Origin of the sequence: Mycolicibacterium moriokaense (assembly GCF_010726085.1) — a bacterium.
GTDB lineage: Bacteria > Actinomycetota > Actinomycetes > Mycobacteriales > Mycobacteriaceae > Mycobacterium > Mycobacterium moriokaense.
On the sequence record NZ_AP022560.1, the window covers coordinates 2402406 to 2428692 of the forward strand.

General features: G+C 65.0%; 26 protein-coding genes. 16 read left to right on the plus strand and 10 right to left on the minus strand.

Annotated features, from left to right (window positions below; genetic code table 11):
• Positions 1 to 16 precede the first annotated feature (16 nt).
• The 4 genes from G6N43_RS11835 to G6N43_RS11850 are packed head-to-tail and all read left to right on the plus strand — an operon-like array spanning position 17 to position 4298.
• A complete protein-coding gene (locus G6N43_RS11835; protein ID WP_083153464.1) occupies positions 17 to 1144 on the plus strand; it encodes an LLM class flavin-dependent oxidoreductase in 1128 nt (375 codons plus the stop codon).
• A gap of 23 nt (positions 1145 to 1167) precedes the next feature.
• Positions 1168 to 2310: a sulfotransferase family protein gene (locus G6N43_RS11840; protein WP_275989952.1), complete on the plus strand. Its 1143-nt coding sequence runs from the start codon at positions 1168 to 1170 to the stop codon at positions 2308 to 2310.
• Complete coding sequence (locus tag G6N43_RS11845; protein WP_083153233.1) at positions 2307 to 3080, plus strand: sugar phosphate isomerase/epimerase family protein; 774 nt, start codon at positions 2307 to 2309, stop codon at positions 3078 to 3080. The genes G6N43_RS11840 and G6N43_RS11845 overlap by 4 nt, the downstream gene beginning before the upstream one ends.
• A gap of 9 nt (positions 3081 to 3089) precedes the next feature.
• Complete coding sequence (locus G6N43_RS11850) at positions 3090 to 4298, plus strand: DUF1214 domain-containing protein (RefSeq protein WP_083153235.1); 1209 nt, start codon at positions 3090 to 3092, stop codon at positions 4296 to 4298.
• A gap of 1 nt (position 4299) precedes the next feature.
• Here G6N43_RS11850 and G6N43_RS11855 read toward each other — a convergent pair whose 3' ends face one another.
• From G6N43_RS11855 to G6N43_RS11875, 5 genes are all read right to left on the minus strand, one after another.
• Entirely contained in the window at positions 4300 to 4689 is a 390-nt protein-coding gene (locus G6N43_RS11855) for a hypothetical protein (protein ID WP_083153466.1), read from the minus strand.
• Between the two features lie 115 nt (positions 4690 to 4804).
• Positions 4805 to 6184 (minus strand): cytochrome P450, encoded by a 1380-nt coding sequence (locus G6N43_RS11860; protein WP_083153237.1) that lies wholly within the window; start codon positions 6182 to 6184, stop codon positions 4805 to 4807.
• Between the two features lie 37 nt (positions 6185 to 6221).
• Complete coding sequence (locus G6N43_RS11865) at positions 6222 to 6416, minus strand: ferredoxin (protein WP_083153245.1); 195 nt, start codon at positions 6414 to 6416, stop codon at positions 6222 to 6224.
• A gap of 21 nt (positions 6417 to 6437) precedes the next feature.
• Positions 6438 to 7298 (minus strand): mycofactocin-coupled SDR family oxidoreductase, encoded by an 861-nt coding sequence (locus tag G6N43_RS11870; protein WP_083153246.1) that lies wholly within the window; start codon positions 7296 to 7298, stop codon positions 6438 to 6440.
• 41 nt (positions 7299 to 7339) lie between these two features.
• Positions 7340 to 8038, minus strand: a complete 699-nt coding sequence (locus G6N43_RS11875; RefSeq protein ID WP_083153468.1) for an SDR family NAD(P)-dependent oxidoreductase — start codon at positions 8036 to 8038, stop codon at positions 7340 to 7342.
• 264 nt (positions 8039 to 8302) lie between these two features.
• Here G6N43_RS11875 and G6N43_RS11880 point away from each other — a divergent pair, with 264 nt between their 5' ends.
• The 10 genes from G6N43_RS11880 to G6N43_RS11925 all read left to right on the plus strand — a co-directional run bounded on the left by G6N43_RS11880 (position 8303) and on the right by G6N43_RS11925 (position 20851).
• Positions 8303 to 9796, plus strand: coding sequence for an aldehyde dehydrogenase family protein (locus G6N43_RS11880; protein ID WP_083153470.1), 1494 nt, complete (start codon positions 8303 to 8305; stop codon positions 9794 to 9796).
• Positions 9796 to 11004, plus strand: a complete 1209-nt coding sequence (locus G6N43_RS11885) for a CaiB/BaiF CoA transferase family protein (RefSeq protein ID WP_083153247.1) — start codon at positions 9796 to 9798, stop codon at positions 11002 to 11004. The genes G6N43_RS11880 and G6N43_RS11885 overlap by 1 nt, the downstream gene beginning before the upstream one ends.
• Positions 11005 to 11292: 288 nt before the next feature.
• On the plus strand, positions 11293 to 12105 hold the full coding sequence (locus tag G6N43_RS11890) for an MlaE family ABC transporter permease (RefSeq protein ID WP_083153249.1): 813 nt from the start codon (positions 11293 to 11295) through the stop codon (positions 12103 to 12105).
• 8 nt (positions 12106 to 12113) lie between these two features.
• A complete protein-coding gene (locus tag G6N43_RS11895) occupies positions 12114 to 12971 on the plus strand; it encodes an MlaE family ABC transporter permease (protein WP_083153250.1) in 858 nt (285 codons plus the stop codon).
• A 10-nt stretch (positions 12972 to 12981) separates the two neighbouring features.
• A complete protein-coding gene (locus tag G6N43_RS11900; protein WP_083153252.1) occupies positions 12982 to 14178 on the plus strand; it encodes an MCE family protein in 1197 nt (398 codons plus the stop codon).
• Entirely contained in the window at positions 14175 to 15200 is a 1026-nt protein-coding gene (locus tag G6N43_RS11905; protein ID WP_083153254.1) for an MCE family protein, read from the plus strand. Before G6N43_RS11900 ends, G6N43_RS11905 begins: the two co-directional genes overlap by 4 nt.
• Entirely contained in the window at positions 15201 to 16304 is a 1104-nt protein-coding gene (locus G6N43_RS11910; RefSeq protein ID WP_083153256.1) for an MCE family protein, read from the plus strand.
• A complete protein-coding gene (locus tag G6N43_RS11915) occupies positions 16288 to 17787 on the plus strand; it encodes an MCE family protein (RefSeq protein ID WP_083153258.1) in 1500 nt (499 codons plus the stop codon). The genes G6N43_RS11910 and G6N43_RS11915 overlap by 17 nt, the downstream gene beginning before the upstream one ends.
• Positions 17784 to 19124: an MCE family protein gene (locus G6N43_RS11920; RefSeq protein WP_083153260.1), complete on the plus strand. Its 1341-nt coding sequence runs from the start codon at positions 17784 to 17786 to the stop codon at positions 19122 to 19124. Before G6N43_RS11915 ends, G6N43_RS11920 begins: the two co-directional genes overlap by 4 nt.
• Positions 19124 to 20851, plus strand: coding sequence for an MCE family protein (locus G6N43_RS11925; protein WP_083153262.1), 1728 nt, complete (start codon positions 19124 to 19126; stop codon positions 20849 to 20851). The genes G6N43_RS11920 and G6N43_RS11925 overlap by 1 nt, the downstream gene beginning before the upstream one ends.
• A gap of 79 nt (positions 20852 to 20930) precedes the next feature.
• On the opposite strand, the gene G6N43_RS11930 is transcribed toward G6N43_RS11925, so the two are convergent.
• A complete protein-coding gene (locus G6N43_RS11930; protein ID WP_244960517.1) occupies positions 20931 to 21401 on the minus strand; it encodes an Rv2253/PknI dimerization domain-containing protein in 471 nt (156 codons plus the stop codon).
• A 143-nt stretch (positions 21402 to 21544) separates the two neighbouring features.
• On the opposite strand from G6N43_RS11930, the gene G6N43_RS11935 reads away from it, so the two are divergent.
• On the plus strand, positions 21545 to 21922 hold the full coding sequence (locus G6N43_RS11935; RefSeq protein ID WP_275989950.1) for a hypothetical protein: 378 nt from the start codon (positions 21545 to 21547) through the stop codon (positions 21920 to 21922).
• Positions 21923 to 22039: 117 nt separating this feature from the next.
• On the opposite strand, the gene G6N43_RS11940 is transcribed toward G6N43_RS11935, so the two are convergent.
• Positions 22040 to 23335, minus strand: a complete 1296-nt coding sequence (locus tag G6N43_RS11940; protein WP_083153266.1) for a cytochrome P450 — start codon at positions 23333 to 23335, stop codon at positions 22040 to 22042.
• 193 nt (positions 23336 to 23528) lie between these two features.
• Here G6N43_RS11940 and G6N43_RS11945 point away from each other — a divergent pair, with 193 nt between their 5' ends.
• On the plus strand, positions 23529 to 24137 hold the full coding sequence (locus G6N43_RS11945) for a TetR/AcrR family transcriptional regulator (protein ID WP_083153268.1): 609 nt from the start codon (positions 23529 to 23531) through the stop codon (positions 24135 to 24137).
• 17 nt (positions 24138 to 24154) lie between these two features.
• On the opposite strand, the gene G6N43_RS11950 is transcribed toward G6N43_RS11945, so the two are convergent.
• The 3 genes from G6N43_RS11950 to G6N43_RS11960 are packed head-to-tail and all read right to left on the minus strand — an operon-like array spanning position 24155 to position 26237.
• Positions 24155 to 24604: an Rv2576c family protein gene (locus tag G6N43_RS11950; RefSeq protein ID WP_110810444.1), complete on the minus strand. Its 450-nt coding sequence runs from the start codon at positions 24602 to 24604 to the stop codon at positions 24155 to 24157.
• Positions 24605 to 24659: 55 nt separating this feature from the next.
• Positions 24660 to 25805 carry a thiolase family protein gene (locus G6N43_RS11955; protein ID WP_083153272.1) on the minus strand — a complete coding sequence of 382 codons (1146 nt, stop codon included), beginning with the start codon at positions 25803 to 25805 and terminating at the stop codon, positions 24660 to 24662.
• A gap of 12 nt (positions 25806 to 25817) precedes the next feature.
• The gene (locus G6N43_RS11960; protein WP_083153275.1) at positions 25818 to 26237 is read right to left on the minus strand and encodes a Zn-ribbon domain-containing OB-fold protein; all 420 of its coding nucleotides are present in this window, start codon (positions 26235 to 26237) and stop codon (positions 25818 to 25820) included.
• Positions 26238 to 26287: the final 50 nt, after the last annotated feature.

Here is a 26287-nt window from a genome sequence, read left to right on the forward strand (position 1 = left end):
GGTCGGAAGTGCGCCGGTGAAGGTTCAGCCGGCCGCCTATCTGCGGACCACGCTTCCGCTGGATCTGTCGGTGCTGGAACAGCTGGACAGCGGCCGCTACCACTCGATCTGGCTGCCGGACCACCTGGTCAGCTTCTGGCCCGACTCGATTTGGACGTCCGAATTCACCGATCTGGCCACGGTTTCCGCGTCGCCCCACCGCCACCTCGACGCGATGGCGGTCGCCGCGGCGGCGGCGGTTCTCACGCAGAACGTGCCGCTGGTAACCAGCGTGGTAGACACGGTGCGCCGTCATCCGGTGATGCTCGCGCAGAGCGCGCTGACCATCGATCATCTCGCCAAGGGCCGCTTCATACTCGGCCTCGGCAGCGGCGAGACCGAGAACACCGTGCCCTACGGGTTCGACTTCGCCAAGCCGGTGAGCCGGTTCGAGGAGGCGCTGAAGGTCATCCGGCTGCTCTGGGACAGTGAGGGACCGGTCGATTTCGACGGTCGGTTCTATCATCTACATCACGCCCGCCTCGACACCGAACCGTATGACGGCACACCGCCGCGGATCTGGATAGGGGCGAGCGGGCCGCGGACACTGGAGATCGTCGGGCGCTACGCCGACGGGTGGTGGCCGACGGGGGCGTGGAGTCCCGACGACTATGCCCAAAAGCTCGGAACCGTAAGGGCTTCCGCGGAACGCGCCGGACGCGATCCCATGGCCATCACACCGTGCTACATCCAGGTGTGTCTGATCGGACGCGACGACGCCGCGCTCGCCGAGATCCTGAACGCTCCACTGGTCAAGGCGTTCCTGCTGCAGGTGTCGGCCGAGTTACTGGCAAGCCTCGGCTACGAACACCCGATGGGCGAGAACTGGCGGGGCTACCAGGACATCGACCCGGCGACCCTGACCCGCGAACGCATCGTCGAGTTCCTCGACCGCGTCGACCCCGAATCAATCCTGGCCATCGTCCCGCACGGCACACCCAAGCAGGTCGCACACGTGATCAAGGACTACGTCGATGCGGGCCTACGCGTGCCGAAGATCCTGGATTATGGCGGGATGGCCGGGCTCTCATACTCCGCCGCGTCGGCCGACAACGTGCGTGCCGTCGAGGACGAACTGCTGAGCCTGTGCGAGGACATCCGGTGAGCGCGACGCTGAACGCTGCCGACATGCTGCAACGGGCGCAGGACGCGACAGGCCTGACCGACTACGGTGATCCGACACTGCCAGAGCGATTCGCAACGGCGGTCGACCTTCTCAACGGCATGGGCATGGACGTCGACGGCCGCAAGCGGGCCGAGGACGTCTGTCATTGGCTGCTCACCTCGCGCCTGGAGTTCTTCGAAGACCGCAAGCGATACCCGGTCGCCGACGAGGTGATCGAGCGACCCATGTTCGTCACGGGCGAACCGCGGTCGGGGACCACGCTGATGCACGCCCTGATGTCGGTCGATCCCGATGCGCGCGCCCTTCGGTTCTGGGAGGTGATGTACCCGTCGCCGCCGCCGGGTGCCTCCGACGACGACGATCCGCGCCGCGCCCAGTCCGACGCCGACTGGCGCGAGATCAACGCCAAGATGCCGAAATGGCTGCACAGTCATCCCTACAACGACATGCTCGGCAACGGTCTACCGGAGGACGAGCGCACCTGGGCATTCGACTTTCGCGTCATGACACCGACAGCATGGTGGCGGGTGCCGATGCCGACGGTGGTCGGCGGACTGCCCACCGACGCCGCCGCGCAGTACCGCATCCACAAGGCGATGCTGCAGCAGTTCCAGTACGGGCGGTCGCCGAAACAGTGGGTTCTGAAGGGGTTTCACGGCTTTCGTCTGCAGGAGTTCTTCGACTGCTATCCGGACGCGACCCTGCTGTGGCTGCACCGCGACCCCGTCCAGGTCGCGGCGTCGCGCACCATGATGATGGCCGACATCGCCGAGGGCATCGTCGGCGCCGTCGACCTGCAGGCCGCGGCGAAGATGCATCTCGAACTGACGCGGGCCTCCATCGCCAACACGATGACCAACCCGTTGACCGACGACCCTCGAATCCTGCACGTGCGCTACACCGATTTCGTCGCCGACCCAGTGGGAACCGTGGCCCGCTACTACCAGTTCTGCGGGCGAACCCTTCGCGCCGACGCAGAAGCCGAGATGCGGGCCTATCTGAAGAACAATCCCGGTGACCGGCACGGGAAGTTCCGCTATTCGACCAAGTTGCTCACCGACATCGGCGAGGACCTCGACGCGCTGCACGAGGAATTCCGGCCGTTCCGTGAGCGATTCGGCGTCGCGGTGGAGAAGAGGGACTGAGCACCGTGCGCGGCCGGCTGTCGGTGCACAGCGTGACGTTCCTCGGCACGCCCGTCGCCGAGCAGCACGCGATATGGCGCGCGCTCGGACTCACGCGGCTCAGCCTCATCGACTCCCAACTCACCGAACCCGGGCTGCGGCAACTCATCGAGCACAACGGCTACACGGTCGACACCGTCTACCACCTGTTCGAGTCGGGCGCGGGACTGTCCCGTGTCATCGAGAGCGCTGCCGCCGTCGGCGCCCGCGTCGTGTACATGCTGACCGGCGGCAGGGCCGAATTGAGCTGGGAGCACGCGGCCGAACGCTTCTGCGAAGCGGTCGCGCCCTGTGTAAATGCGGCGCGGCAGGCCGGCGTGGCGTTGGCGATCGAAAACGCCTCCGCCCTCTACGCCGACATCCACTTCGCTCACACGCTGCGCGATACCACCGCGCTTGCGGAGATGGCCGGAGTCGGGGTCTGCGTCGACCTGTTTCACTGCTGGGCCGAGGCCGATCTCGCGGGTCTCCTCGACCGCGCATTGCCGCGCACCGTCCAGATTCAGCTCAGCGACTACGTGCTCGGTGATCGCGCACTGCCGGCCCGTGCCGTTCCCGGTGACGGGGCGATCCCGATCGAGCCGTTCGTCCGGCAGGCCCTCGAAGGTGGCTACGCCCACGGCTTCGACCTGGAGTTGATCGGCCCGCGTATCGAAGTCGAGGGTCGAGTCGAGGCGACGCGCCGCGCCTGCGAAGCGGTGTCGGCGATGCTGGAAAGACTTGGCGCATAGGGGATAACGATGGCTTTTGGCGACGGCACCGACGATGCGGCGTTGAATGCCGCGTGGGCGCAGTTCTGCGACCGGTTGAAGGCCGCGGGCGAGCGGGTCTTCAAGGACGACAACGCCACCTCCGGTCTGCAGCGGGCCGACGGCTTCCGGTTCCTCACCCAGAACCTCGGCCAGGCATTCGACCTGGCGCTGGAGACCAAGGACACCCGCTACCCGGCGCTGCACACTTTCTGCAATCCGACGCGCAAGCTCGGCGGCGACTGCGCGGACTTCGTGTACCAGCAGGCATGGATCGACGGTGAGTCGACGTACCGGATCGTCGGTGAGCGGGGGACCGCCCGGTTTCTCAACATCACCGTGCAGGGTCCGCGCGCAGACGGCCCCGGTGTCCTGCACGAACCTTTCGGTGATGTGCCGGAGGCGAATCTGAGCGGACAGCAGCTCGACACCGCGCCCGACGGCACCTTCGAGATCTACATCGGCGGCCAGGAGCGCGGTCCGAATTGGCTGCCCACCACGGCCGGATCGCGAAAGCTGTTCATCCGCCAGGGTTTCGACTCGTGGGATGAAAGGCCCGCGCGCATGCGGATCGAGCGGGTCGGCATGGACGCTCCTAAACCGCCGCCCACGCCGGCGGTGATGATCGCCGCGATGGATTGGGCGGGCGAGTTCATCACGGGCCTGATGGACGACTGGCCGGAGTTCCCGTTCAGCTACGGCGGGGTGGACGCCGAGAACCCCAATCGGTTCCCGCAGCCACCGGCCACCGACTCAGATGCGAAACGCGGTCGCGCAGCGACGAACATGCACTGGGTGCTGAGCGCCGACGAGACGCTGGTCATCGAGTTCGACGCGCATGACGGACTGTGGATGTTCACGAACATGGGCGTCTTCTTCACCAGCATGGACTACCTGTACCGACCGGTGAGCTACACGCCCAGCCGCACCGCGGTGGATAGTGACGGCAAGGTCCGGCTGGTGCTCGCCCACGACGATCCCGGCGTCCACAACTGGATCGACACACAGGGTTTCGAACGCGGTAACGTCACCTATCGCCACATGCTGGAAGGCGAGCCTGCCGAGTTGCACACCCGGGTGGTCAAGCGTGCCGACCTGTTCGACACGCTGCCGCCCGACACGACAACCGTCACCGCGGACGAGCGCGTCGCGCAGATGTGGGCTCGGTTCAACGGGATTCGCCAGCGATACGACCTGTGAGTCAGAGCCGCTGCAGCTTGAACGTCCAGAACTGTTTGCCCGGCGGGCCGTTGAAACAGCCGACGTCATAGACCGAGTCGATGGTTCCGACAAGTGACACCGCATCCCACGAATAGGTGTCCCGGGTCGGCATGCTGTAACCCGGGAGGCAACGCAGGCCGTCGTTGACGTCGACGGTGAACGAATAGCGGCCATCCACCAGATAGGCCTTGGACTGGTAGTAGGCGTAAAACTTCAGCCGCGGAATCCCGTGGACGTCGACGCACTCCGCTGACTTCTCTGGAATGCACTGCGCGACGAACCAGACCCACGAGGCCTGCGTGTACCTGTTGGTGAGCAGGTCGTAGTTACCCAGCAACATCGCCGCGTTGGCCGGCGCAGGGACCACCATGGCGGCCGCTGACAGCAGGACCGCGGCCACGACCGCCTTCAACGACCTCACGAGTGCCCTCCAATCTCGATTGCTGGCTGCATCAAACCACTCGGTCAGGAACTGGGACGGTGATTCAGTCAATCACGACGGCACTCTTGTGTTCGGTGATAGGCCGGGCCGGCTGCTGTTCGTCGCAGATACGCTGCAGTTTCTCCAGGGTTTCGTCCAGACCCGGGCCGAGCGGTTTGCTCGGCGTGAACGTCGCGGGCAGGTGCTTCATACCCTGAATGACGCCGATCGTCTCGTAGTGCTCGGTGCCCTCGGGGTCGCAGACGTAGTCCGGCATCCGGTCGAGTACCGCCGTGAGCATCGACTTGAACACCGTGCGGGCCACGTTGGAGCCGACACAGCGGTGCACACCGATGCCGAAGCTGAAGTGCCGGTTGCCCTTCCGGTCCAGGATGACTTCGTTGGGCTTCTCGAACACCGCCGGATCGCGGTTCGCCATCGCCCACGAAATCCAAAGGCGTTCGCCTTCCTTGAACCTCGTGCCTTCCACCTCCACGTCGTCGGCGAAGGTGCGCCCGTCACCCGGTGCGGGCGTGAAGTAGCGCAGGAACTCCTCGGTGGCGGGGTCCAGCAGGGTGTCGCGTTCGCGGCTGAGCAGCTCGCGCTGATCGGGGTGCTGGGACAGCCATTCCAGCGAATGCGCGGTCAATGCGGTCGTGGTGTCGAAGCCGCCGCCGATGATCAAGCCGAGATTGCCGAGGATCTCGAGGTCGGGAGCGGGCTCACCGTTGATGCGCAGCTGCAGCAGGGCATTGATCAGGCCGGGCCTGGGGTTCTCCCGAACCTCCATCATCGTGTTGATCATGTCGATGCCCATCTGCCTGTTCATCTCGGCGACGCGCGGGGCGTCGGGCGAGTGTTCGGGAGTGGACACCGACAGGTGCGCGGGCTCGCTGTAGACCGGCCACTTCTTCAGCTCGATGCCCATCATCGCCAGGGTGAGCACCGCGGGCACGATGTTGGCGAGGTCGTCGACGAAGTCGATGCGACCCGACTCGATCTTCTCGTCCAGCGCCGCACGGGTGATCTCGTCGACGAAGGGCTTCCAGCGCTTGACCGCAGCGGGGGACAGATACGGATTCAACGCGCCGCGGTAGATGCTGTGTTCGGGCTCGTCCATCTCGAGGATGCCGCCGCGAACCACGGTGGCCCGCTGCGCTCTTGGGATCGTGATGCCCTGATAGCCCCTGCGCTCACCGTTGATGTCGTGGTCGTTGGACACCACCGGACAGCGGGCCAGCTCGAACACATGCTTGCTGTCGGCGGCGACCCAGTGTCCGTCGTAGACGTCCGTCCACGCCATCGGGCACTTGGCGTGCATCTCCTCGGTGATCTTCTCGAACTGCTCCCGATACTCCGGGGTGTGCCGGTCGAAGTGGTACCGATTCTTCTTGCGCTCGCTGTCGGCGGCAGCGCGATCCGCAATGTCGTCGACGTTACTCAACGCTTGTCTCCCTGTACTTTCGGCGATCGAGCCGGCTTCACTCTTCGATCGAGATGGCCTGCTCGGGACACGACTGCACCGCTTCGCGCACCGCGTCCTCCTGGTCGGGCGGCACCACTTCGTTGACCGGCGAGGCGGTCCCGTCAATGTCGCTGAGCTCAAAGGAATCCGGCGCGATCATCGAGCACAGTGTGTGGCCCTGGCAGCGCTGCGGATCAACGAAAACCTTCACGGCGTTCTCCTGCCCTCCGCGTCAGTTGTGGTAGTCGTACCACTTGAGGTAGCCGCCGGCGTCGACGCGAACCTGCATGCCGGTGACATAGCGCGCCTCGTCGGAAGCCAGCCACAGCACTGCGTTGCTGATGTCCACCGGCTCGATCCACGGCACCTTCATGGCTTGTTGGACATAGAAGACGGGTTCGGCGTCCTCGAGCGTCGGCTTGTCCAGGTCGGGCCGGAACGACCGGTACATCGGCTCGCTCTGCAACATGTCGGTGTTGCAGTTGGTCGGATGGACCACGTTCGCGCGGATGCCCCGCGGTGCGAGCTCGGTCGCCAGGTCGTGCACGTAGGCCGACAGCGCGCGCTTGCTGTGTACATACGCCATACCGCCCGGATCGTTGCCCGGGTTGGGCTTGTTGTGGGTGTCCATCAATGCGGCGGTCGAACCGGTCGCGACGATCGCCCCGCCCTCGGTCAGATGCGGCAGCGCGACATTGATTGCGTTGAGCGTGCCGACGAGGTTGGTGTTGATGACGTCGACCCAGGCCTGCAGTGGCGGGTCACCCTTCATACCCGCGATACCGGCCTGCGCCACCACGATGTCGAGATGGCCGAACTGGGAGATGCCCTCTTCGAGTGCGGTGCGCAGCTGCGACGCCTCACGCACGTCGGCCTGGGCGGTGAACACGCTGCGGCCCGTCTTCTCGACCAGCTTGGCGGTCTCCTCGAGATCCTCCGGCGTCGCCATCGGGTATCCGATCGTCGGAATGTCCTGGCAGAGGTCGACCGCGATGATGTCGGCGCCCTCTTCGGCGAGCCGGACCGCGTGGCTACGGCCCTGTCCGCGCGCAGCGCCGGTGACGAACGCGACCTTGCCCTGTACTCGTCCCATCCAGATGTCCTTTCGAATTCCGCTGTTGGTCCCGCTATTGGTTACGTGTTCCGGCCGCCGTTGACGCCCAAGATCTGTCCGGTGATGTAACCCGCCTCCTCTGAGATGAGGAACGCGCACGCCGCGGCGATGTCCTCGGGCTTGCCGATACGGCGCACCGGTGTCGACTCGATGGTCTGCTGCACGGCCAGATAGCCGCGTGCTTCGGACTTGCGCAGCATCGGGGTGTCGATGAAGCCGGGCGGCACCGCGTTGACGGTGATGCCTGCGGGGCCGTACTCGAGTGCGAGTGACTTCGTGAGTCCGTTGACGGCCGACTTGGCGGCGACGTAGGGGGACATGTAGGGCTGGCCGGAATGGGTGCTCGACGAGGAGATGTTGACGATGCGGCCCCAGCCGGCCTGGATCATGTCGGGCAGCACGGCTTGGATGCAGTGGAACACGCCGTTGAGGTTGACGTCGACGACCCGCTGCCAGTCCTCGAACGAGATGTCGGTGAAGCGTTTGAACTTCTCCAGCCCCGCGGCGTTCACGAGAACCGTCACCGGGCCGAGCTTGGAGCGAACGGCGTCGAGGGCGGCATCGACCTGTGCCCGGTCGGTGACGTCGGCGACGTAGGTGTGGTCACCGTCCCCGGGATTGAGATCGAGGACCGCGACATTCATGCCGTCGGCGCGTAGCCGGTTCGCGACAGCCTGCCCGATGCCGGAGCCCCCTCCGGTCACAACAGCGTTCTTCAACCCCACACCTGCCGGTCACGCATCAAGAATCATCCTTCCGATTATGAGAACCGTACTCTCGTGACCTGCAATATCGCAAGACAGGGTGGAGGCCGGATTCGCACTGGTGAGACGTTTGCTCTGCGATTGTCGCACCGTTAACCGCAGGCAGGGGGAGTTCTCGACATTTCCTTGAGTTCTCTTGTCACGAATGTATGATTCGCCGGTGATGAGAATGAAGTTTCCATCACACTCGGTCTGTTGGGTTGTGTGCTGAGGAGGATGATGCAGGGAACGACGACGATCTCGAGTGACGAGTCAGCCGCCAACACCCAGAAAGGTGTCGACCGGCGACTGCTGATCGACGGCAAGCTCCTCGACACGTCGCGGACGTTTCCAAGCGTCAACCCCGCAACCGGTGAGGTGATCGGCCACGCGCCGGACGCCACCGTCGCCGACGCCGAAGCCGCCGTCGCGGCGGCACGGCGTGCCTTCGACGAGACCGATTGGTCGACGAACACCGAATTGCGTATCCGTTGCCTCGAGCAGTTCCATCAAGCGCTACTCGACCACCGCGACGAGCTCGCCGCGCTGACCATCGCCGAGGTCGGCGCGACGGAGGCGTTGTGCCAGGGCGCGCAGCTGGACCAGCCGATCGCGATCGTCCGCTACTACGCCGATCTGCTGAAGACCTACCCGATGACCGAGGATCTCGGGAACGTCGAGAGCCGCGGTATGCAACACCACCGCTGGGTGGAGAAGGAAGCGGGCGGCGTCGTCGCCGCGATCATCGCGTACAACTATCCCAACCAGCTGGCACTGGCCAAGCTCGCGCCCGCACTTGTCGCTGGCTGCACCGTGGTCCTGAAGTCCGCACCCGACACCCCATTGATCACGCTGGCGCTGGGCGAGTTGATCGCCAACCACACCGATATCCCCGCCGGCGTCGTGAACGTGCTCAGCGGGGCCGACCCCGAGGTCGGTGCCGCACTGACCACCAGCCGCGACGTCGACATGGTCACCTTCACCGGCTCCACCCCGACCGGCCGCCGGATCATGTCGGCCGCGAGCGACACCCTGAAGAAGGTGTTCCTGGAACTCGGCGGCAAGTCAGCCGCGATCGTGCTGGACGACGCTGACTTCAACACCGCGGCGTTGTTCTCGGCCTTCAGCATGGTCACCCACGCCGGCCAGGGTTGCGCCCTGACGTCGCGGCTGTTGGTGCCCAGGAAGCAGCACGACGAGATCGTCGAGCTGATCAAGAACAACTTCGAGCTCGTGCGCTATGGCGATCCGGCCGACCCGTCGACGTACATGGGTCCGCTCATCAGCGAGAAGCAGCGCGACAAGGTCGACGGCATGGTCAAGCGCGCCGTCGAGGCGGGCGCCACGCTGGTGACCGGCGGCGAGAAGGTCGGTCCGGGCTACTTCTATACGCCCACTCTGCTGACCAACGTGGACCCCGACAGCGAGATCGCCCAGGAGGAGGTCTTCGGTCCGGTCCTCGTCGTGATCGCCTACGACGACGATGACGACGCGGTGCGGATCGCCAACAACTCCATCTACGGCCTATCCGGAGCGGTGTTCGGCAGCCAGAACCGCGCACTCGCGGTCGCCCGCCGCATCCGGACGGGCACCTTCTCGATCAACGGGGGCAACTACTTCAGCCCCGACAGTCCGTTCGGCGGGTACAAGCAGTCCGGTATCGGACGCGAGATGGGCACCGCCGGCTTGGAGGAGTTCCTCGAGTCCAAGACCTTCGCGACGGTGGTGGGCTGATGAGTGGGCCGCTGGACGGAATCCGTGTCCTCGAGGTCGCGATGTACGGCTTCGTGCCGTCGGCGGGCGCCGTGCTGCGCGAATGGGGTGCCGACGTCATCAAGGTCGAGCATGCGGTGACCGGTGATCCACAGCGCGGGCTGCGTCAGACCGGTCTGCTGCGGGTCGAGGGCGATCCCAACCCCAATATCGAGCACGCCAACCGCGGCAAGCGCAGCCTCGGCCTCGACATGTCCGTGCCTGAGGGCAAGGAGATACTGCTCGAACTGGCCAAGCGCGCTGACGTGTTCCTGACGAGCTTCTTGCCCGGTCATCGGCAGAAGTTCGGCATCGACGTCGACGACATCCGAGCCGTCAACCCGAAGATCATCTACGCCAGAGGTAGTGCGCTGGGGCCGCGCGGCGAAGAGTCGGTCAAGGGCGGCTACGACATGACGGCATTCTGGTGCCGTGCGGGGACGGCGGCGACGATCACCCCGCCGGGCACACCGGGCATGGTCGGCCCGCCGGGCCCGGCATACGGCGACACGATCTCCGGTACGAACCTTGCCGGCGGAATCGCCGCGGCGCTGGTGAAGCGTGAACGCACCGGTGAGCCGTCGGTGGTGGACGTCTCGCTGCTCGGCAGCGGGCTGTGGTCGCTCGGCCACACGGTGGCGTTGACCAAGCACCTCGGTCAGCGGATGGAGGCCTTCCCTCCCGGAGTGCACGGATCGCCGATCAACCCGCTGGTCGGCCTGTACCCGACGGCCGACGACCGCTACATCTCCTTCGTGATGATGCAGCCTACCAAGTTCTGGGCCGATGTCTGCAAGCACATGGACCTGGACGAGCTGGCCGACGATCCGCGATTCGCGACGGCCGAATCGATCGCCGAGCACACTGAAACCGCCGCGGAGATCCTCAAGGAAGCGATGAGCAAGCGTCCGCTTGCGGAGTGGAGTGACAGGTTCGCCACCCTGCTCGGTCCATGGGCGCCGGTGCAGGACACCCTGCAGGCTGCCGAGGATGCGCAGGTCCGTGCCAACGACTATCTGGTGCCCGCGGGAGAACTCGAACTGGTCGCGAATCCGGTGCAGTTCGATGTGAGTCCTCCGGAAACGGGCCCCGCTCCGGGATTTGCGGAGCAAACTGACGAAATCTTGCTGGAACTCGGACTGGATTGGGATCGCATCATCGAGCTGAAGACGGCCGGCGCCGTCACGTGAGGACCAGAGGGACACAGCCCATGCCCGACGTCGCATCGACCTGCACACATGTGTCGCGCCGAATTGACGCATGCCGTGTGGCCGAAGTTCACGATTTCGACATGGGGGATGAGTTGGTCAAGTATGGATTCCTCGGCGTCGGCGAGTGGCTGCGGGGGCTGTGCACTCGTCGACGTGAAGCTCATCACGATCGACTGGGGGGTTTGAACGGTGCGCGGATCGGCTTGTCGCACAATACTGTTGGCCCGGCGGCGATGGCCGCAGTGATGATTCTGGAGGGAGCTACTCGTGGCGCGGGGTAGTGGGCCGGAGCGTTGGTCGCCGGGGTTGCCGCAGTTGAGCAGTTTTGCCGGGCCGATGCAGGCTGTTGGTGGGTTTTTTGCGATGTCGGCTGATGCGGTGCGGTTTGTGTTCCGGCGGCCGTTTCAGTGGCGTGAGTTCGTTGAGCAGTGTTGGTTCATTGCGCGGGTGGCGTTGGCGCCGACGTTGTTGGTGGCGATTCCGTTCACGGTGTTGGTGAGCTTCACGCTCAATATTTTGTTGCGCGAGTTGGGTGCGGCTGATCTGTCGGGGGCGGGTGCGGCGTTTGGTGCGGTGACTCAGATCGGGCCGATCGTGACGGTGTTGATCGTCGCTGGTGCGGGGTCGACGGCGATTTGTGCGGATCTGGGGTCACGCACGATTCGTGAGGAGATCGACGCGATGGAGGTGTTGGGGATCAACCCGGTGCAGCGGCTGGTCACTCCGCGGATGCTGGCCTCGGGGTTGGTGGCGTTGTTGCTCAACAGTTTCGTGGTGGTGATCGGCATTCTGGGTGGTTATTCGTTTTCGGTGTTCATCCAGGATGTGAATCCGGGGGCGTTCGCGGCGGGGATCACGTTGTTGACCGGGGTGCCTGAGGTGGTCATCTCGTGTGTGAAGGCGGCGTTGTTCGGGTTGATCGCGGGGTTGGTGGCCTGTTATCGCGGGTTGGTGATCAGCGGGGGTGGGGCCAAGGCGGTCGGTAACGCGGTCAACGAGACCGTGGTGTATGCATTTATGGCGTTGTTCGTGATCAATGTGCTTGTCACAGCGATCGGTATCCGGATGACGACGGGATAGCCGGGCTCATGGGCACAGCGACGATCCTGAAGACGACGTATCCGCGGTTTACAAGGGGGGCCAGACGCCCGGTGGAGTGGTTGAGCCGTGTTGGCGACCACATGCTGTTCTACCTGAGGGCCTTGGGTGGGATTCCGCATGCCTCGGTGCATTACCGCAAGGAGATTGTGCGGTTGATCGCCGAGATCTCTATGGGGGCGGGCACGTTGGCGATGATCGGCGGCACGGTGGTGATCGTCGGGTTCTTGACTTTGGCTGCCGGTGGGACGTTGGCGGTGCAGGGGTATTCGTCGTTGGGCAATATCGGTATCGAGGCGTTGACCGGGTTTTTGGCGGCGTTTATCAACGTGCGTATCGCCGCGCCGGTGGTCGCCGGTATCGGGTTGGCCGCCACCTTCGGGGCGGGGGTGACCGCGCAGCTGGGCGCGATGCGCATCAATGAGGAGATCGACGCGTTGGAGTCGATGGCGATCCGCCCGGTCGAGTACCTGGTGTCCACGCGCATTATTGCGGGGATGATCGCGATCACCCCGCTGTATTCGATCGCGGTCATCTTGAGTTTCGTGGCCAGCCAGTTCACCACGGTGGTGTTGTTCGGTCAGTCCGGTGGCCTGTATGACCATTACTTCGATACGTTTTTGAATCCGATCGACTTGTTGTGGTCGTTTTTGCAGGCGGTGTTGATGGCCATCACCATCTTGTTGATTCACACCTACTTCGGCTATTTCGCTTCCGGTGGCCCGTCGGGGGTGGGTGTGGCGGTGGGTAACGCGGTGCGTACCAGCCTGATCGTCGTGGTCTCGGTGACGCTGCTGGTGTCGCTGTCGATCTACGGTTCCAACGGCAACTTCAACCTGTCGGGGTAGGGACGGGTTGATGAAAAGCAGTGCGCTACGTCCGCTGACCGGTTTGGCGTTGATCGTCGTGATCGGCGCGATCATCGCCTTGGCTGTCAGCCTTTTCCGCGGCAGCTGGGCCGACACCGTCCCCGTCACCGTCATCGCCGACCGCGCCGGACTCGTCATGAACCCCGACGCGAAGGTCAAGATGCGCGGCGTCCAGGTGGGGCAGGTGTCGTCGATCGAGCCGCGGCCCGACGGCACGGCTGCCCTCCACCTGGCGATGGATCGGTCCGCGATGCACCTCATTCCGGGCAACGTCTCGGTGGACATCACCTCCTCCACCGTGTTCGGCGCGAAGTTCGTGCAGATGGTGCCTCCCAAAGATCCCTCCCCGGAGAAGCTGCGCGCCGGTCAGGTGATCCAGAACAAGCACGTCACCGTCGAGATCAACACCGTGTTCCAGCAACTGGTCACGGTCCTCGACAAGATCGATCCCGCGAAGCTCAACGAGACGCTCGGCGCCATCGCGACGGCGTTCGACGGCCGCGGCGAGAAGTTCGGCCAGACGCTGGTCGACTTCAACGCGTTGCTGGCGAAGATCGAACCGAGCCTGCCGAATCTGGCCCATGACATCGAGGCGTCGGTGCCAACCCTGACCGCCTACGGAGACGCCGCGCCGGACCTGGTCTCGACCATCGAGAGCGCGACGCAGCTGAGCAACTCCATCGTCGACGAGCAACGGAACCTCGACGAATTCCTGGTCAGCACCATAGGTCTCGCCGATGTCGGCAACGATGTGATCGGCGGCAACCGGCAGGGTCTGACCGACGTGTCCCACCTGCTGGTGCCGACCACCGGCATCCTGGCGCTGTACCACGACTCGCTGCGGTGCGGTCTCGGTGGCCTCGTCCCGTTCGCGAAGTCACCGCCGCAGTACTCGTCCGTCATCGTGTCAGCCGGTCTGACGCTGGGCGTCGAACGCTATCGCTATCCGAAAGACCTGCCGAAGGTTGCTGCCAAGAGCGGTGGCGCCAGTTACTGTGAGGCGCTTGGCCTTCCTGAGCTACCCGCTGGCTTCACGCCGCCATTCATCGCGGGCGATGTCGGCTCGAACCCGGCACAGTATGGAAATCAGGGCATCCTGCTCAACTCAGAGGCGTTGAAGAACTGGTTGTTCGGGCCACTGGACGGCCCGCCGCGCAACACCGCACAGATCGGAATGCCGGGATGACGCGCTCGGTCGGCACCATCGTCAAGTTCGCAATCTTCGGCGTGGTGATGACGGTTCTCACCGCGTTCCTATTCGTCGTCTTCGGCGAGTCGAGAAGCGGTGCGACCGAGGAGTATTCGGCCGTCTTCACCGATGCGTCGCGACTCGAGGCCGGGGATTCGGTACGGATCGCGGGCATTCGCGTCGGCACGGTCAAGAAAGTCTCGCTTCAGGCCGACCGCAAGGTGCTGGTCGAGTTCGACGCCGACCGTAGCACCAAGCTGACCGACGGCACCAAGGCCGCGATCCGGTATCTCAACCTGGTGGGGGATCGGTATCTGGAGCTCGTCGACACCCCCGGGTCGGCCAGGATCCTGCCGGCCGGCGCGCAGATCCCCGCCGATCGCACGGCACCCGCACTGGACCTCGATCTGTTGCTGGGTGGGCTGAAACCCGTTATCCAGGGCCTGAATCCGCAGGATGTCAATGCCCTCACGACGTCGCTGGTCCAGATCCTGCAAGGGCAGGGCGGCACGATCGAATCGCTGTTCTCCAAGACGTCGTCGTTCTCGAACTCGCTCGCCGACAACAATCAGGTGATCGAGCAGTTGATCGACGAGCTGCGGACGGTGCTGGACACCCTGTCCAAGGACGGCGACGAGTTCTCCGGAGCCATCGACCGGCTCGAGCAGCTGATCAAGGGCCTGTCCTCGGACCGTGACCCGATCGGTACGGCGATCGAATCCCTGGACAACGGAACGTCTTCGCTGGCAGATCTTCTCGGCCGGGCGCGGCCTCCGCTGGCGGGCACCATCGACCAGTTGAACAAGCTGGCCCCGATTCTCTACAACGACAAGGACCGCGTCGACGCGACGATTCAGCGTCTGCCGGAAATCTACCGCAAGCTCGCACGCGTGGGCTCCTACGGCGCGTTCTTCCCGTACTACATCTGCGCGGTCACCTTCCGTGCCAGCGACCTCGAGGGCCGAACCGTCATCTTCCCCTGGGTCAAGCAGGAAGAGGGAAGGTGCAGGGAGGGCTAGATGCTTAAGTACCGCGGATCCCAACTCATGCGGGCCGGCTTCATGGGCGTGGTCCTCATCATCCTGGTCATCGCGATCGGGCTGCAGCCGGAGCGGTTGTACTCCTGGGCCACAGCGCTGCGCTATGAGGCGATGTTCGCCGAGGCCGGCGGTCTCAACGTCGGCAACGACGTGACCATGTCGGGTATCAAGGTCGGCTCGGTGTCTTCGATCGAACTCGTCAACGGAGACGCGCTGGTCGGTTTCACGGTCGAGGGCAAGTACGCGCTGGGATCCGACACCACCGCGCATATCCGCACCGGAACGCTTCTCGGTGAACGTGTTCTGACGCTGGAGTCCAAGGGCACCGGGACGCTGGATCGCCGCCAGGTCATTCCCGCGACGCGAACCTCGTCGCCGTACTCGCTGACCGACGCCGTGAGCGAGCTGACCGCGAACACCGCCGGTACCGACACCGATGCGCTCAACCAGTCGCTGGACACGCTGGCGCAGACGCTCGATCAGATCGCCCCTCAGCTGGGACCCACGTTCGAGGGGGTGTCCCGGCTCTCGCGTTCGCTCAACAATCGCAACGAGAGTCTCGCGGAGCTGCTGAGGACGGCCGGTGACGTGACCGCGATCTTCTCTGAGCGCAGTCAGCAGGTCAACCAGCTGATCCTCAACTCCAACGATCTGCTGGCCGTGCTCAACGAGCGTCGGTACGCGATCACCAGCCTGCTGTCCGCGACCTCGGCGGTGTCGCAGGAGCTGACGGCTCTCGTCGCCGACAACGAGCAGGAACTTGCACCGACGCTGGAACGGCTGAACACCGTCACCGCGATGCTCGAGAAGAACCGCGACAACCTCGCCAAGATGCTGCCGGGCGCCGCGAAATACTATCTGACACAAGGCGAGATCGTCTCGAACGGCGCGTACTACAACGCGCTGGTGCCCAACCTCGTCTTCGGACAGCTTTTGCAGCCGTTCCTCGACTACGCCTTCGGCTTCCGGCGCGGCATCGACGCCGGTCAGCCGCCGGACACCGCCGGGCCGCGGGCGGAACTGCCGTTCCCCGTCAACAGCCTTCCCCAGCCAGGAGACCTCCCCAATGATGGCAACCCGTAAGCGACTGGTGGCCGGCACCGCCATCGTGCTCGCCATCGTCCTCCTGGCCGGAGCCGCGTTGCTCGTCCGCAACGTGTTCTTCGGGCCGACCACGATCACCGCGTATTTCCCGACCGCGACGGCGATCTATCCCGGCGACGAGGTGCGGGTCTCCGGGGTGAAGGTGGGCAGGATCGAATCGATCACGCCCGAGGGCACGCAGACTAAGATGGTCCTCAAGGTCGACCGCGATGTGCCCATCCCGGCCGACGCCAAAGCGGTGATCGTGGCGCAGAACCTGGTGGCGGCCCGCTACGTCCAACTCACCCCTGCCTACCGGACCGGGGGCGGTCCGACCATGCGCGACGGCGCGGTGATCGGAAGCGACCGAACGGCCGTGCCCGTCGAGTGGGATGAGGTCAAAGACCAATTGATGCGCCTCGCAACCGAATTGGGCCCACAGCCCGGCGCCAAGCCCGGCGTTGCGGACACCTCCACTGCCCGATTCATCGACAGTGCGGCGAACGCATTGGACGGTAACGGTGAGAAGCTGCGGGAGACGCTCTCACAACTGTCCGGCGTGGCAAGGGTTTTCGCCGAGGGCAGCGGGAACATCGTCGACATCATCAAGAACCTGCAGGTCTTCGTCTCGGCGCTGCGGGACAGCAAGCAGCAGATCGTGCTGTTCCAGAACCGCCTGGCCAGCCTCAGCAGCGTCATCAATGACAGCCGGTCCGATCTGGATGCGGCGGTGTCGAACCTGTCGGTCGCGATTGGCGAGGTGCAGCGATTCGTCGCGGGCACCAGAAACCAGACCGCCGAGCAGATTCAGCGGCTCGCCAACCTCACCCAGATTGTGATCGACCACAAACTGGCGTTCGAGAACGTTCTGCACATCACGCCCAACGCGATCGCGAACTACAACAACATCTATTACCCCAACGGCGGCTCGGTGACGGGAGCATTCTCGCTCGTCAACTTCTCGAACCCGGTGTACGCGATCTGCGGCATGATCGGCGCCGTCGCGAACACCACTGCGCCGACGACCGCGAAACTCTGCGAGCAGTACCTGGGACCCGCGCTGCGACAATTGAACTTCAACGGCATCCCGTTGCCCATCAACGCCTACCTGCGACCTGCCATCAACCCGGACCGGATGATCTACACCGATCCGAAGCTGGCGCCTGGGGCCGCAGGCCCGGGCGACCCGCCCGAGTCGCCGCCCACGGTGTCGGCGTACACCGGTCAGGGCGATGTCCCGCCGCCACCCGGCTGGAACGGGCCTCCCCCCGGTCCGGGCGGGTTGTACAAGCCGGACAACGATGCGCCGGCGATACCGTCGCCCGCGTTGTTCCCCGGCGCGCCGATTCCCGGCCCGCCCCACGTCGTGTCGAACGTTCCGGCGGGTCCGGCGACGGTCGAAGGCATGCTGCTTCCGCAGACGTCGGCACCCGTACCGCCCAACGCACCCTTGCTTCCGGCGGAAGGGATGCCACCCTCATGATTCGACGGACGGTTGTGAAGCGATCGATCATCACTGGATCCTGTGCGGCACTGGCGTTGACCGGCTGCTCCTTCCAGGGCATCAACTCGCTGCCCTTGCCCGGCGCGGAGGGGCGGGGTCCGGACGCGGTGACCTACCACGTGGAGGTCGCCAATGTGGCGACGCTGGAGTCGAATTCGCCCGTCCTGATATCGGACGTTGTGGTCGGCAGTGTCGGCAAGATGACGGTCGACAACTGGCATGCCGACGTGGAGATCTCGGTCAAGCCCGATGTGGTGGTGCCGGCGAACGCCGTTGCGACGGTCGGGCAGACCAGCCTGTTGGGCTCGATGCATCTCGCGCTCAATCCACCGCTCGGCGAGGAGCCGCAAGGCCGACTGCAGCCCGGCGGCACGATCGGGCTGAGCGAGTCCTCGACCTATCCGTCGACCGAACGGACGCTGTCCTCGTTGGCGACCATTGTCAACGGCGGCGGGCTGGGACAGATCGGCGACATCATCCACAACTTCAGCACCGCCGTGTCCGGCCGCGAACCCGAGATCCGCGAACTGCTTACTCGCCTCGACAACTTTGTCGGCGTGCTGGATGAGCAACGGGACAATATCGTCGCCTCGATCCAGCAGTTGAACCGGGTCGCAGGCAAATTCGCCGGACAGCGCGACGTGATCGACCGCGCGCTCAAGGAGATTCCGCCCGCCCTTGACGTCCTGATCAAGGAGCGTCCCAACCTCACCACCGCACTCGAGAAGCTCGGGCAGTTCGGCGACACCGCTGCGGGTCTGGTCAACGACGCCGGGGATGACCTCGTGGCCGACCTGAAGAATCTGGAACCGGCACTCAAGGCGCTTGTCGACATCGGACCTGACCTGAGCACGGCGCTGATCTGGGCGACGGCCTTCCCGTACGGGCCCGACTTCGCCGACAAGATCACCCGCGGTGACTACATCAACCTGATCGCCGTCTTCGATCTCACGTATCCGCGTCTGAAGAAGACGCTGCTGCTCGGCACGCGGTGGGGCGACGAGAACGCGAAACTCATTCCGGCACCAGGTGATCCGTATTACCTGAACTACTCCTATGCCCCGATGATGGTCGGTGTCACTCCGCCGCCGGATGAGGCTGTCGCGCCGCCGCCCGCCGAGCCTGGAGCAGCGCAGGTCTCGACCGCCGCCGCCCCGCTGCTGCCGGTGCTGCCGCCGCCCGCGGCGGCACCATGGCTGCCTGCCGCGCCGATGTCGTCGTCGCAGATCTTCGCGGGGCCATACGACGCCGAAGCGCCCGCGTCGCCTGGGCCGCTTCCGCCACCCGCACCACTGACACCGGGAGGCGGTGGCTGATGCTGACGCGCTTCGTCCGAAACCAGTTGATCATCTTCACGATCGCCTCGATCGTGGGCGTCGTGGTGATGCTCTTCGCCTACATGCAGGTGCCCACGCTGCTCGGGCTGGGACGCCTGACGGTGACTCTGGAGCTGCCCGCAGCCGGCGGCCTCTACCGCTTCGGCAATGTGACCTACCGTGGTGTGCAGATCGGCAAGGTCACGTCGGTCAAGCTCACGGAGAACGGCGCGGAAGCCGAGTTGTCCTTGAACACCTCGCCGAAGATTCCCGCCGACCTGCGGGCCGATGTGCTGAGCGTGTCGGCGATCGGCGAACAGTACGTCGATCTGCGCCCCCGCACCGACTCCGGACCGTACTTGCAGAACGGTTCACGAATCCCCGTGGCCAACACCACCATTCCGCAGGAAGTGGGCCCGATGCTGGACCAGTTGAGCAAGCTGGTCGAGACCATCCCGGGGGACAGGATCAGTGACCTGCTCGAGGAGTCGTTCAAGGCGTTCAACGGGGCGGGCCCGGATTTCCAGTCGCTGCTCGACTCCGCATCCACGCTGACCAACGACGTCAACGCAGTCTCGGATGAGACGCGGGGATTGATCGATGACAGTGGGCCGCTGCTGGATTCGCAGGCCGAGACCACCGATCAGATCCGGACGTGGGCGCGCAGCCTCGCCGGTGTCACGGGGCAGATCGCGGAGAACGACCCCGAGGTCCGCGCGCTGCTGCAACGCGGACCCGGCTTCGCGGCAGAGGTGTCGGATCTGCTGAACCAGGTGAAGCCGACGTTGCCCATCTTGTTGGCGAACCTCACCACCGTCGGCCAGATCCTCGTCACGTACAACCCGTCGTTGGAACAACTGCTGGTGTTGTTCCCTGCGGTCATCTCGGCGCAGCAGGCGTTCGGGTTGCCGAAGAACAACCCGACGGGCCTGCCGTCCGGCGACTTCGCGCTGACTGTCACGGATCCGCCGCCGTGCACCGTCGGGTTCCTGCCGCCGTCACAGTGGCGTAACCCGGCCGACGAGACGGTTGTCGACACACCGGATGGGCTGTACTGCAAACTGCCGCAGGACTCTCCGATTTCGGTGCGCGGCGCGCGTAACTACCCGTGCATGGCGCACCCCGGAAAACGCGCTCCCACAGTCGAACTCTGCAACGATCCAAAGGGCTATCAACCGCTGGCCATGCGGCAGCACTATGTCGGGCCGTACCCGATCGATCCCAACCTGATCAAGCAGGGCGTCCCACTGGACGACCGGGTGGACTACCAGGAGCGGATCTACGCACCGATACAGGGCACTCCGCTGCCGCCGGGTGCGGTGCCGTCGGGCACGCCACCAGGCCTACCGCCAGGCCAGCCCCTTCAGCCGGCGCCCTTCATGCCGCCAGGCATGCCACCGCCGTCGGACCAGGCCCCGTTTGCCGTGTCGGGCGGACCCGTAGCCGCCAGTGCTCCCGTTGCGCCGCCACCGCCCCCCGGTAACTCGATCAACGGGACACCGATTCCGGCGCCGCCGCCTGCCGAGTCGGCTCCGGACGCCGTGCCGGCCCAACCAAGTTCGTTCGGCGGCAACGATTCCCGTGCGCCTAGCGGGCCCACCGTCGCTTACACCCCGTACGACCCGGGGACGGGCCAGTACCTGACGGCCGACGGTCAGCTGCAGCAGCAGACGAACATGGCCATCGGCGCGGCTCCGAAGTCGTGGCAGGATTTGATGCCGACCTGACGGCACGTCGAATCCGGCGGGCTCAGTGCGAGTTTCGTGCGCGACGCGCCGTGCCGTCTAGGTACGACCTATCACCGCCCTAGGAGATTCGCTCCAACCGCAACGGCATCTCGATGACGACGGGCTTGTTGACGCCGCACGCCCCGCTCGGGCCGGTGGTCCGGTCGCGTCCTGCCATCAGGTCGGTGATCTTCAGGTCCCGTTCGTTTGCTACGGGATTGATTCCCCACAACATGAACTTCTGGAAGCCGTCGACGAACGTGCCGTTGGAACACGGGATCCAGTTGGGCACAACGCGGTCGACGATCCACCATTCGTTGAGCCGGATGGGAGCACTCCAGCCCTGATCGCTGTGCACCTCGCCGGTGCATTCGACGGGACTCACACAGCTCGACGTGATGGTCCAGGTCTGGATCACCGTCTTCTGTTTGATCTTGACTTCGTTGGTCCGCGCCCAATCGCCGTCCGATATGACCCGCCATGTCCCGTTCAGCTCGATGCCGTAGTTCGAGGCGTGCGCCGTGGCCGTACCGCTTAGACTGCCCAGCACGGTGACTACGGTTGCCGCCAGGCCGGAAATGACTCCTAGTGGGCGCATACGGTCAGCTTAATCGTGCTTAGAGTAATGCTCTCCAAAAGCGAGAATTTCGTTGCCGTTCATGGGAAAATGACTGAGTGCGGTACGTCATCGGCATGCTTGCTGCGTTGCTAACTGTAAGCACAGTAACGGCGGCTCCAGCGGCCGCACAGCCACCGCCTCCGCCGGCCCCCGAGGAGTGCAACTCTCCTGAGTGCACACCGGGAATCGCGCCCCACATCGTGCTGGGCTCTTACTGCAGCAATACGACGTACTACGCGTTCGGCGTCACGGATTGGGGCCGGCTGGTGTTCTGTGGGTCCCCTCGGCGTTACGAGCCCCGGTGGTTCCGGTCACCCGAGATGCACGGCATCAAGCTCGAGAACGATCTGTGCCCCGCGATGGAGGGCGAGGTGGCGCAGGCGCCCGACGGACTGTTCCTCACGTGTGTGGCCAAGGACGGCAGGGCGTACTGGGAGCAGGGCAACCTTTAGCCCGCGCCAATTTGGCGTTGACTGTGCGGTGAGGCCGAAAAAGTCGAGCGAATCGCGCCCTGGACGCAGAGTCAACGAACAAGCGGCTCAATCAACAGTCTGGTTCCCGCCGCGCCGTTACCTGATGGGCGTGAACTCGATGTTGATCTCGGTGAGCCCGCGCAGGATGAACGTCGGCTCGTACTCGTAACGGCGCGCGTCGATCGGCCCGTGCTTTTCCTCGCTGACCGTGATGTCGGCCATCCGGTCGAGGATTCGCTCGATCGAAACTCGGCCCTCGACCCGCGCGAGCGGGGCGCCGGGGCAGGAGTGGATGCCGCGGCTGAACGCGATGTGCTCGCGCACGTTCTTGCGATCGAGTGAGAACTCGTGCGGGTTCTCGAAGCGCTTCGGGTCGCGGTTGGCCGCGCCGGGGCTGACCATCACCGTCGTGCCCGCCGGCACCGGCTTATCGCCGAGAGTCGTTGTCTTGCGGGCCATCCGGAACACGCTCTTCACCGGGCTGTCCATGCGCAGACACTCCTCGATGAAGACCGGGATCAGGCTGCGGTCGTCGCGCAGCTGCTGCTGGATGTCGGGCCGGTCGCTGAGCACCCGCATCGCCGCGCCGAGCAGCTTGGCGGTCGTCTCCTGACCTGCCGCGAACAAGAACGTCGCCGTGCGGACGACGTCGACCACCTCGGGGGTGGAACCGTCCGGGTACTTCGCGGTCGCGATCGAGGTGAGCACATCGTCGCGGGGGTTCTCGCGGCGCTCCTCGATGTACTGCGTGAACTTCTCGTCCGCCCACGCCAGCGGATTGACGGCAATCACCTCGTGGTCGAGCCCGCCGATGTTGGTGCCCGGCTGGCTTGCGCCGAAGGACTCGCGGAACTCCTCGTGGTCGGCCTCGGGGACACCGAGCAGATCGGCAACGACCAAGAGGGAGAATGGCTTTGCGTAGGCCGCGAGGAACTCGCACTTCCCGTTGTCGATGAACTCGTCGATGTGGCGATCGGCCAGCCGCCACATGAAGTCCTCGTTCTCCTTGAGGCGCTTGGGGGTCAGCAGCCGCGAGAGGATGGAGCGCGCGTCGGTGTGCTGCGGCGGATCCATCGTGACCATGTGCTCGAACATCGGGATCTCGGTGCGGTGCGCCTCGAGCTGAGCGCAGATGTCGTCGCCCTCCGGCGTGAACGGGATCGGCGTGAACGGCCCCATGACCGCGACGCACGACGAGTAGTTCTCACTGTCCTTGTAGACGGTGTTGGCGGCGTCCCAGCCGGTAACCGCGAGCACGCCGTTGTTGATCGGGCAGCACACCGGATCCTTCGCGCGGATGTGGTCGTAGTACGGGTGGGGATCCGGTACCAGCGACGGATCGGTGAAGTAGTCGACCGAGTCGAAATCAGTGGTCTCGGAACCGGTGGTCATCGTTGAGCCCTCCAAGGTCGGCACTTACCCGCGTCGTGACCGGGACTGATTCGGCCACTGAGCGGGCCGGCTGGTCGAATGTGCTGAGCACTTGCTTAGCATGGCGCTAAGGTCAGGGTCAAGAACACGCGGGCAGGTCGCCACTACGATCGGCGTGTCGCAACGGGGTGCGTCGGGAAAGAGGATTGATGGCATGACCGGGGTGTCTGGGGCGTCGCGACGGATCGGGGCGCCGGAGGCGAAGAACCGCGGTGTGCTGCTCGATGCCGCGGAGAAGTTGCTGCTCGAGGAGGGCTACGCCGCGGTCACATCGCGCCGGGTCGCCGAGAGGGCGGGGCTCAAACCCCAGCTCGTCCACTACTACTTCCGCACGATGGAAGACCTCTTCATGGCGGTGTTTCGCCGCATGGCCGAAGCCGGGTTGAGTGTGCTGTCGACGGCGCTGTCGTCCCCGCAACCGCTGTGGGCGCTGTGGCGGTTCAGCACGCAGCCCGAGGCCACCCGGCTGACGATGGAGTTCATGGGCCTGGCGAATCATCGCAAGGCGCTGCGCGCCGAAATCGTCTACTACGCCGAACGTTTCCGTGCGGAACAGAATGCCGCGATCACTGCCGCACTCGAGCGCTACGGCGTTGCGTCCGACGAGGTTCCGCCCGTCGTCTGGACCGTGTTCGCCACCAGCGTCTCGCAGGGTCTGGTGATGGAGCGGGCGCTGGGCATGACCACCGGCCACGCCGAGACGTTCGCGTATTGCGAGCAATGGATTCGCCGTCTCGAGGGTGACCCGCTTCCCGTCGATTGACCGTCGCGAATCAGCGCTTACCAGTTGCGGATTGAGCAGAGGGCGCCCTTTGGCCCCTGGTCGGTGGACACGACGACGCCGTCCACCGCCATCACGCAATGGACGTTGGGGGTCTTCGCCCCCTGCCCGCTGGTCGCCGTGACCATCGCCCACTCGTCGGGGTTGGCCAGCGCGACGTCGAGGGTCCATTGACTGTCCGGACCGACACTCGCGTCCACTTTGGGGCTGAACACGTACGGGTTGTGGCTGTAGTCGGCCCAGTTCGGTGGGTCGACGTCGCGGTAGTAGATCTGCACAGACGTCGGCTGCTCGGCGAAGATCGTGTACTTGACGCTGTGCAGTGCGGGAGGCGGCGGCAGGGGAGGCCCCTGAGCGACGGCCGTCGTGCCCGGAATCGCGACGCCGGCGACTGCCAAGGTGGTCACCAGCGCTGTGCGACGAGTGTGGTGCCGAACCCGCGAAAACATCATTTGCGAATTTTAGAACGATGTTTTCCGACCCGGAGCCGAATGGCCATCCGCGTCACAGCGACAAGATCGTTGCCGAGGCCGTCCCTGGTGCACCATATACCTGCGCCAGGCCGACTTTCGGCTCGCCCGGCACCTGCCGCTCGCCCGCCTCGCCGCGAAGTTGGCGGACCAGCTCGTGCACCTGGCGCAGCCCCGACGCGCCGATCGGCTCGCCGTTGGCGATCAGTCCGCCGTCGGTGTTGATCGGAATGCTGCCGTGGATCTCGGTGGCACCGTCGGCCAGCAGCTTCTCCTGCTCACCGTCGGCGCACAGCCCGGTTTCGGCCATGTGGATCACCTCGGCGCCGGCATCGGTGTCCTGCAGCTGCGCGACGTCCACATCATCGGGACCGATTCCGGCGATCTCGTAGGCGGCCTTGGCCGCGTACACAGTCGGCGAGGCGTCCTCGTCGAGCGGCGCGGAGGTCGCATGCACCTCATACGCGCCAAAGGTGCGGGTACGAATCTCGCTGGCGCGCACGAACACCGGCCTGTCGGTGAACTTGTGCGCGAGGTCGCCGCGGCACATGATGACCGCGGCTGCGCCCTCATCGGGGGCGCAGAACATGTACTGCGTGAGCGGGTAGTTCAACACGGTGCTGTTGAGGATCTCCTCGACCGAGATCTCCTTGCGGCGGAACGCATTCGGGTTGAGCGCACCGTTGCGGAAGTTCTTGTTGGCCACCTTCGCGAGCGTCTCCTGCGAGATGCCGTGCTTGTGGATGTAGTGGTTGGCCTTCATGCCGAAGAACTTGGTGGTGACGAACTGCCCGTTTTGCGCGTACCACTGTGGCAGCGCGAGCTTGGCCGGGTCGTCGGTGAAGGCGCCGCGCGGGTGCTTGTCCAGGCCCACCGCGACACCGATGTCGTACTTGCCCAGCCGGATGGTGTCGGCGGTCTGCTGGATGGCGCTTGCCGAGGTGGCGCAGGCATTGAACACGTTGGTGAAGGTGATTCCCGTCAGCCCGACGAGCCGGGTGACGGAGTCGGGATTGGACACCTCGTAGCTGCCGCCGAACCCGAACTGGATGTCCTTCCATTCGACACCCGCGTCGGCCAGCGCCAGCCGGATGGCTTCGGCGCCCATCTGGACGGCGGGCTTGTCGAACCGGCCGAACGGGTGCAGGCCCACACCGATGATGGCAACGTCGTTCGTCATGGCATGAGCTCCTTACACCGGCTGGAACGCGAAGGTGACCACCTCGTTGCCCTCGGCATCGGTGGTGAACGGGATCATCGTCAGCTCGACCTCCTGGCCGAACTGCAGTTTGGCGGGATCGTTTTCGGTGAGCCGGCCCTCGACCCGGATCACGTCCCCGAGTTGCACCAGCCCGACGCCGAACGGGACGAAGTCCTTGCCGGTCGGACCCGCGTAGGGCGCGCCGGGCGGGAAGCCCTGCGTCGTCCAGGCCACGATGGTGCCGCGGCGGGGGAGCAGGACTTCGGCCATCTCCGCACCGCTGCACTTGGGGCAGTGGTCCTGCACCGGGAACACCGTGGCCCCGCAGTTGCCGCAGGTGCTGCCGATCAGTTGCGGATTCTCATCCGGCCAGGTGGAAATCTCGGGTGCGAGCGCTTTCTGGGTGGACACGGGTTGACCATAATCGGAAATGACGTTCTCGTCTAGAGAGAACAGCCTCG

What these genes read in the sequence shown, in the direction of transcription:
- G6N43_RS11840 (WP_275989952.1), top strand. Translation starts at nt 1,168, where the DNA reads ATGCTGCAACGGGCGCAGGACGCGACAGGCCTGACCGACTACGGTGAT.
- G6N43_RS11850 (WP_083153235.1), top strand. Translation starts at nt 3,090, where the DNA reads ATGGCTTTTGGCGACGGCACCGACGATGCGGCGTTGAATGCCGCGTGG.
- G6N43_RS11855 (WP_083153466.1), bottom strand. Translation starts at nt 4,689, where the DNA reads ATGGTGGTCCCTGCGCCGGCCAACGCGGCGATGTTGCTGGGTAACTAC.
- G6N43_RS11870 (WP_083153246.1), bottom strand. Translation starts at nt 7,298, where the DNA reads ATGGGACGAGTACAGGGCAAGGTCGCGTTCGTCACCGGCGCTGCGCGC.
- G6N43_RS11880 (WP_083153470.1), top strand. Translation starts at nt 8,303, where the DNA reads ATGCAGGGAACGACGACGATCTCGAGTGACGAGTCAGCCGCCAACACC.
- G6N43_RS11885 (WP_083153247.1), top strand. Translation starts at nt 9,796, where the DNA reads ATGAGTGGGCCGCTGGACGGAATCCGTGTCCTCGAGGTCGCGATGTAC.
- G6N43_RS11895 (WP_083153250.1), top strand. Translation starts at nt 12,114, where the DNA reads ATGGGCACAGCGACGATCCTGAAGACGACGTATCCGCGGTTTACAAGG.
- G6N43_RS11900 (WP_083153252.1), top strand. Translation starts at nt 12,982, where the DNA reads ATGAAAAGCAGTGCGCTACGTCCGCTGACCGGTTTGGCGTTGATCGTC.
- G6N43_RS11905 (WP_083153254.1), top strand. Translation starts at nt 14,175, where the DNA reads ATGACGCGCTCGGTCGGCACCATCGTCAAGTTCGCAATCTTCGGCGTG.
- G6N43_RS11910 (WP_083153256.1), top strand. Translation starts at nt 15,201, where the DNA reads ATGCTTAAGTACCGCGGATCCCAACTCATGCGGGCCGGCTTCATGGGC.
- G6N43_RS11915 (WP_083153258.1), top strand. Translation starts at nt 16,288, where the DNA reads ATGATGGCAACCCGTAAGCGACTGGTGGCCGGCACCGCCATCGTGCTC.
- G6N43_RS11920 (WP_083153260.1), top strand. Translation starts at nt 17,784, where the DNA reads ATGATTCGACGGACGGTTGTGAAGCGATCGATCATCACTGGATCCTGT.
- G6N43_RS11925 (WP_083153262.1), top strand. Translation starts at nt 19,124, where the DNA reads ATGCTGACGCGCTTCGTCCGAAACCAGTTGATCATCTTCACGATCGCC.
- G6N43_RS11935 (WP_275989950.1), top strand. Translation starts at nt 21,545, where the DNA reads ATGCTTGCTGCGTTGCTAACTGTAAGCACAGTAACGGCGGCTCCAGCG.
- G6N43_RS11940 (WP_083153266.1), bottom strand. Translation starts at nt 23,335, where the DNA reads ATGACCACCGGTTCCGAGACCACTGATTTCGACTCGGTCGACTACTTC.
- G6N43_RS11945 (WP_083153268.1), top strand. Translation starts at nt 23,529, where the DNA reads ATGACCGGGGTGTCTGGGGCGTCGCGACGGATCGGGGCGCCGGAGGCG.
- G6N43_RS11950 (WP_110810444.1), bottom strand. Translation starts at nt 24,604, where the DNA reads ATGTTTTCGCGGGTTCGGCACCACACTCGTCGCACAGCGCTGGTGACC.
- G6N43_RS11955 (WP_083153272.1), bottom strand. Translation starts at nt 25,805, where the DNA reads ATGACGAACGACGTTGCCATCATCGGTGTGGGCCTGCACCCGTTCGGC.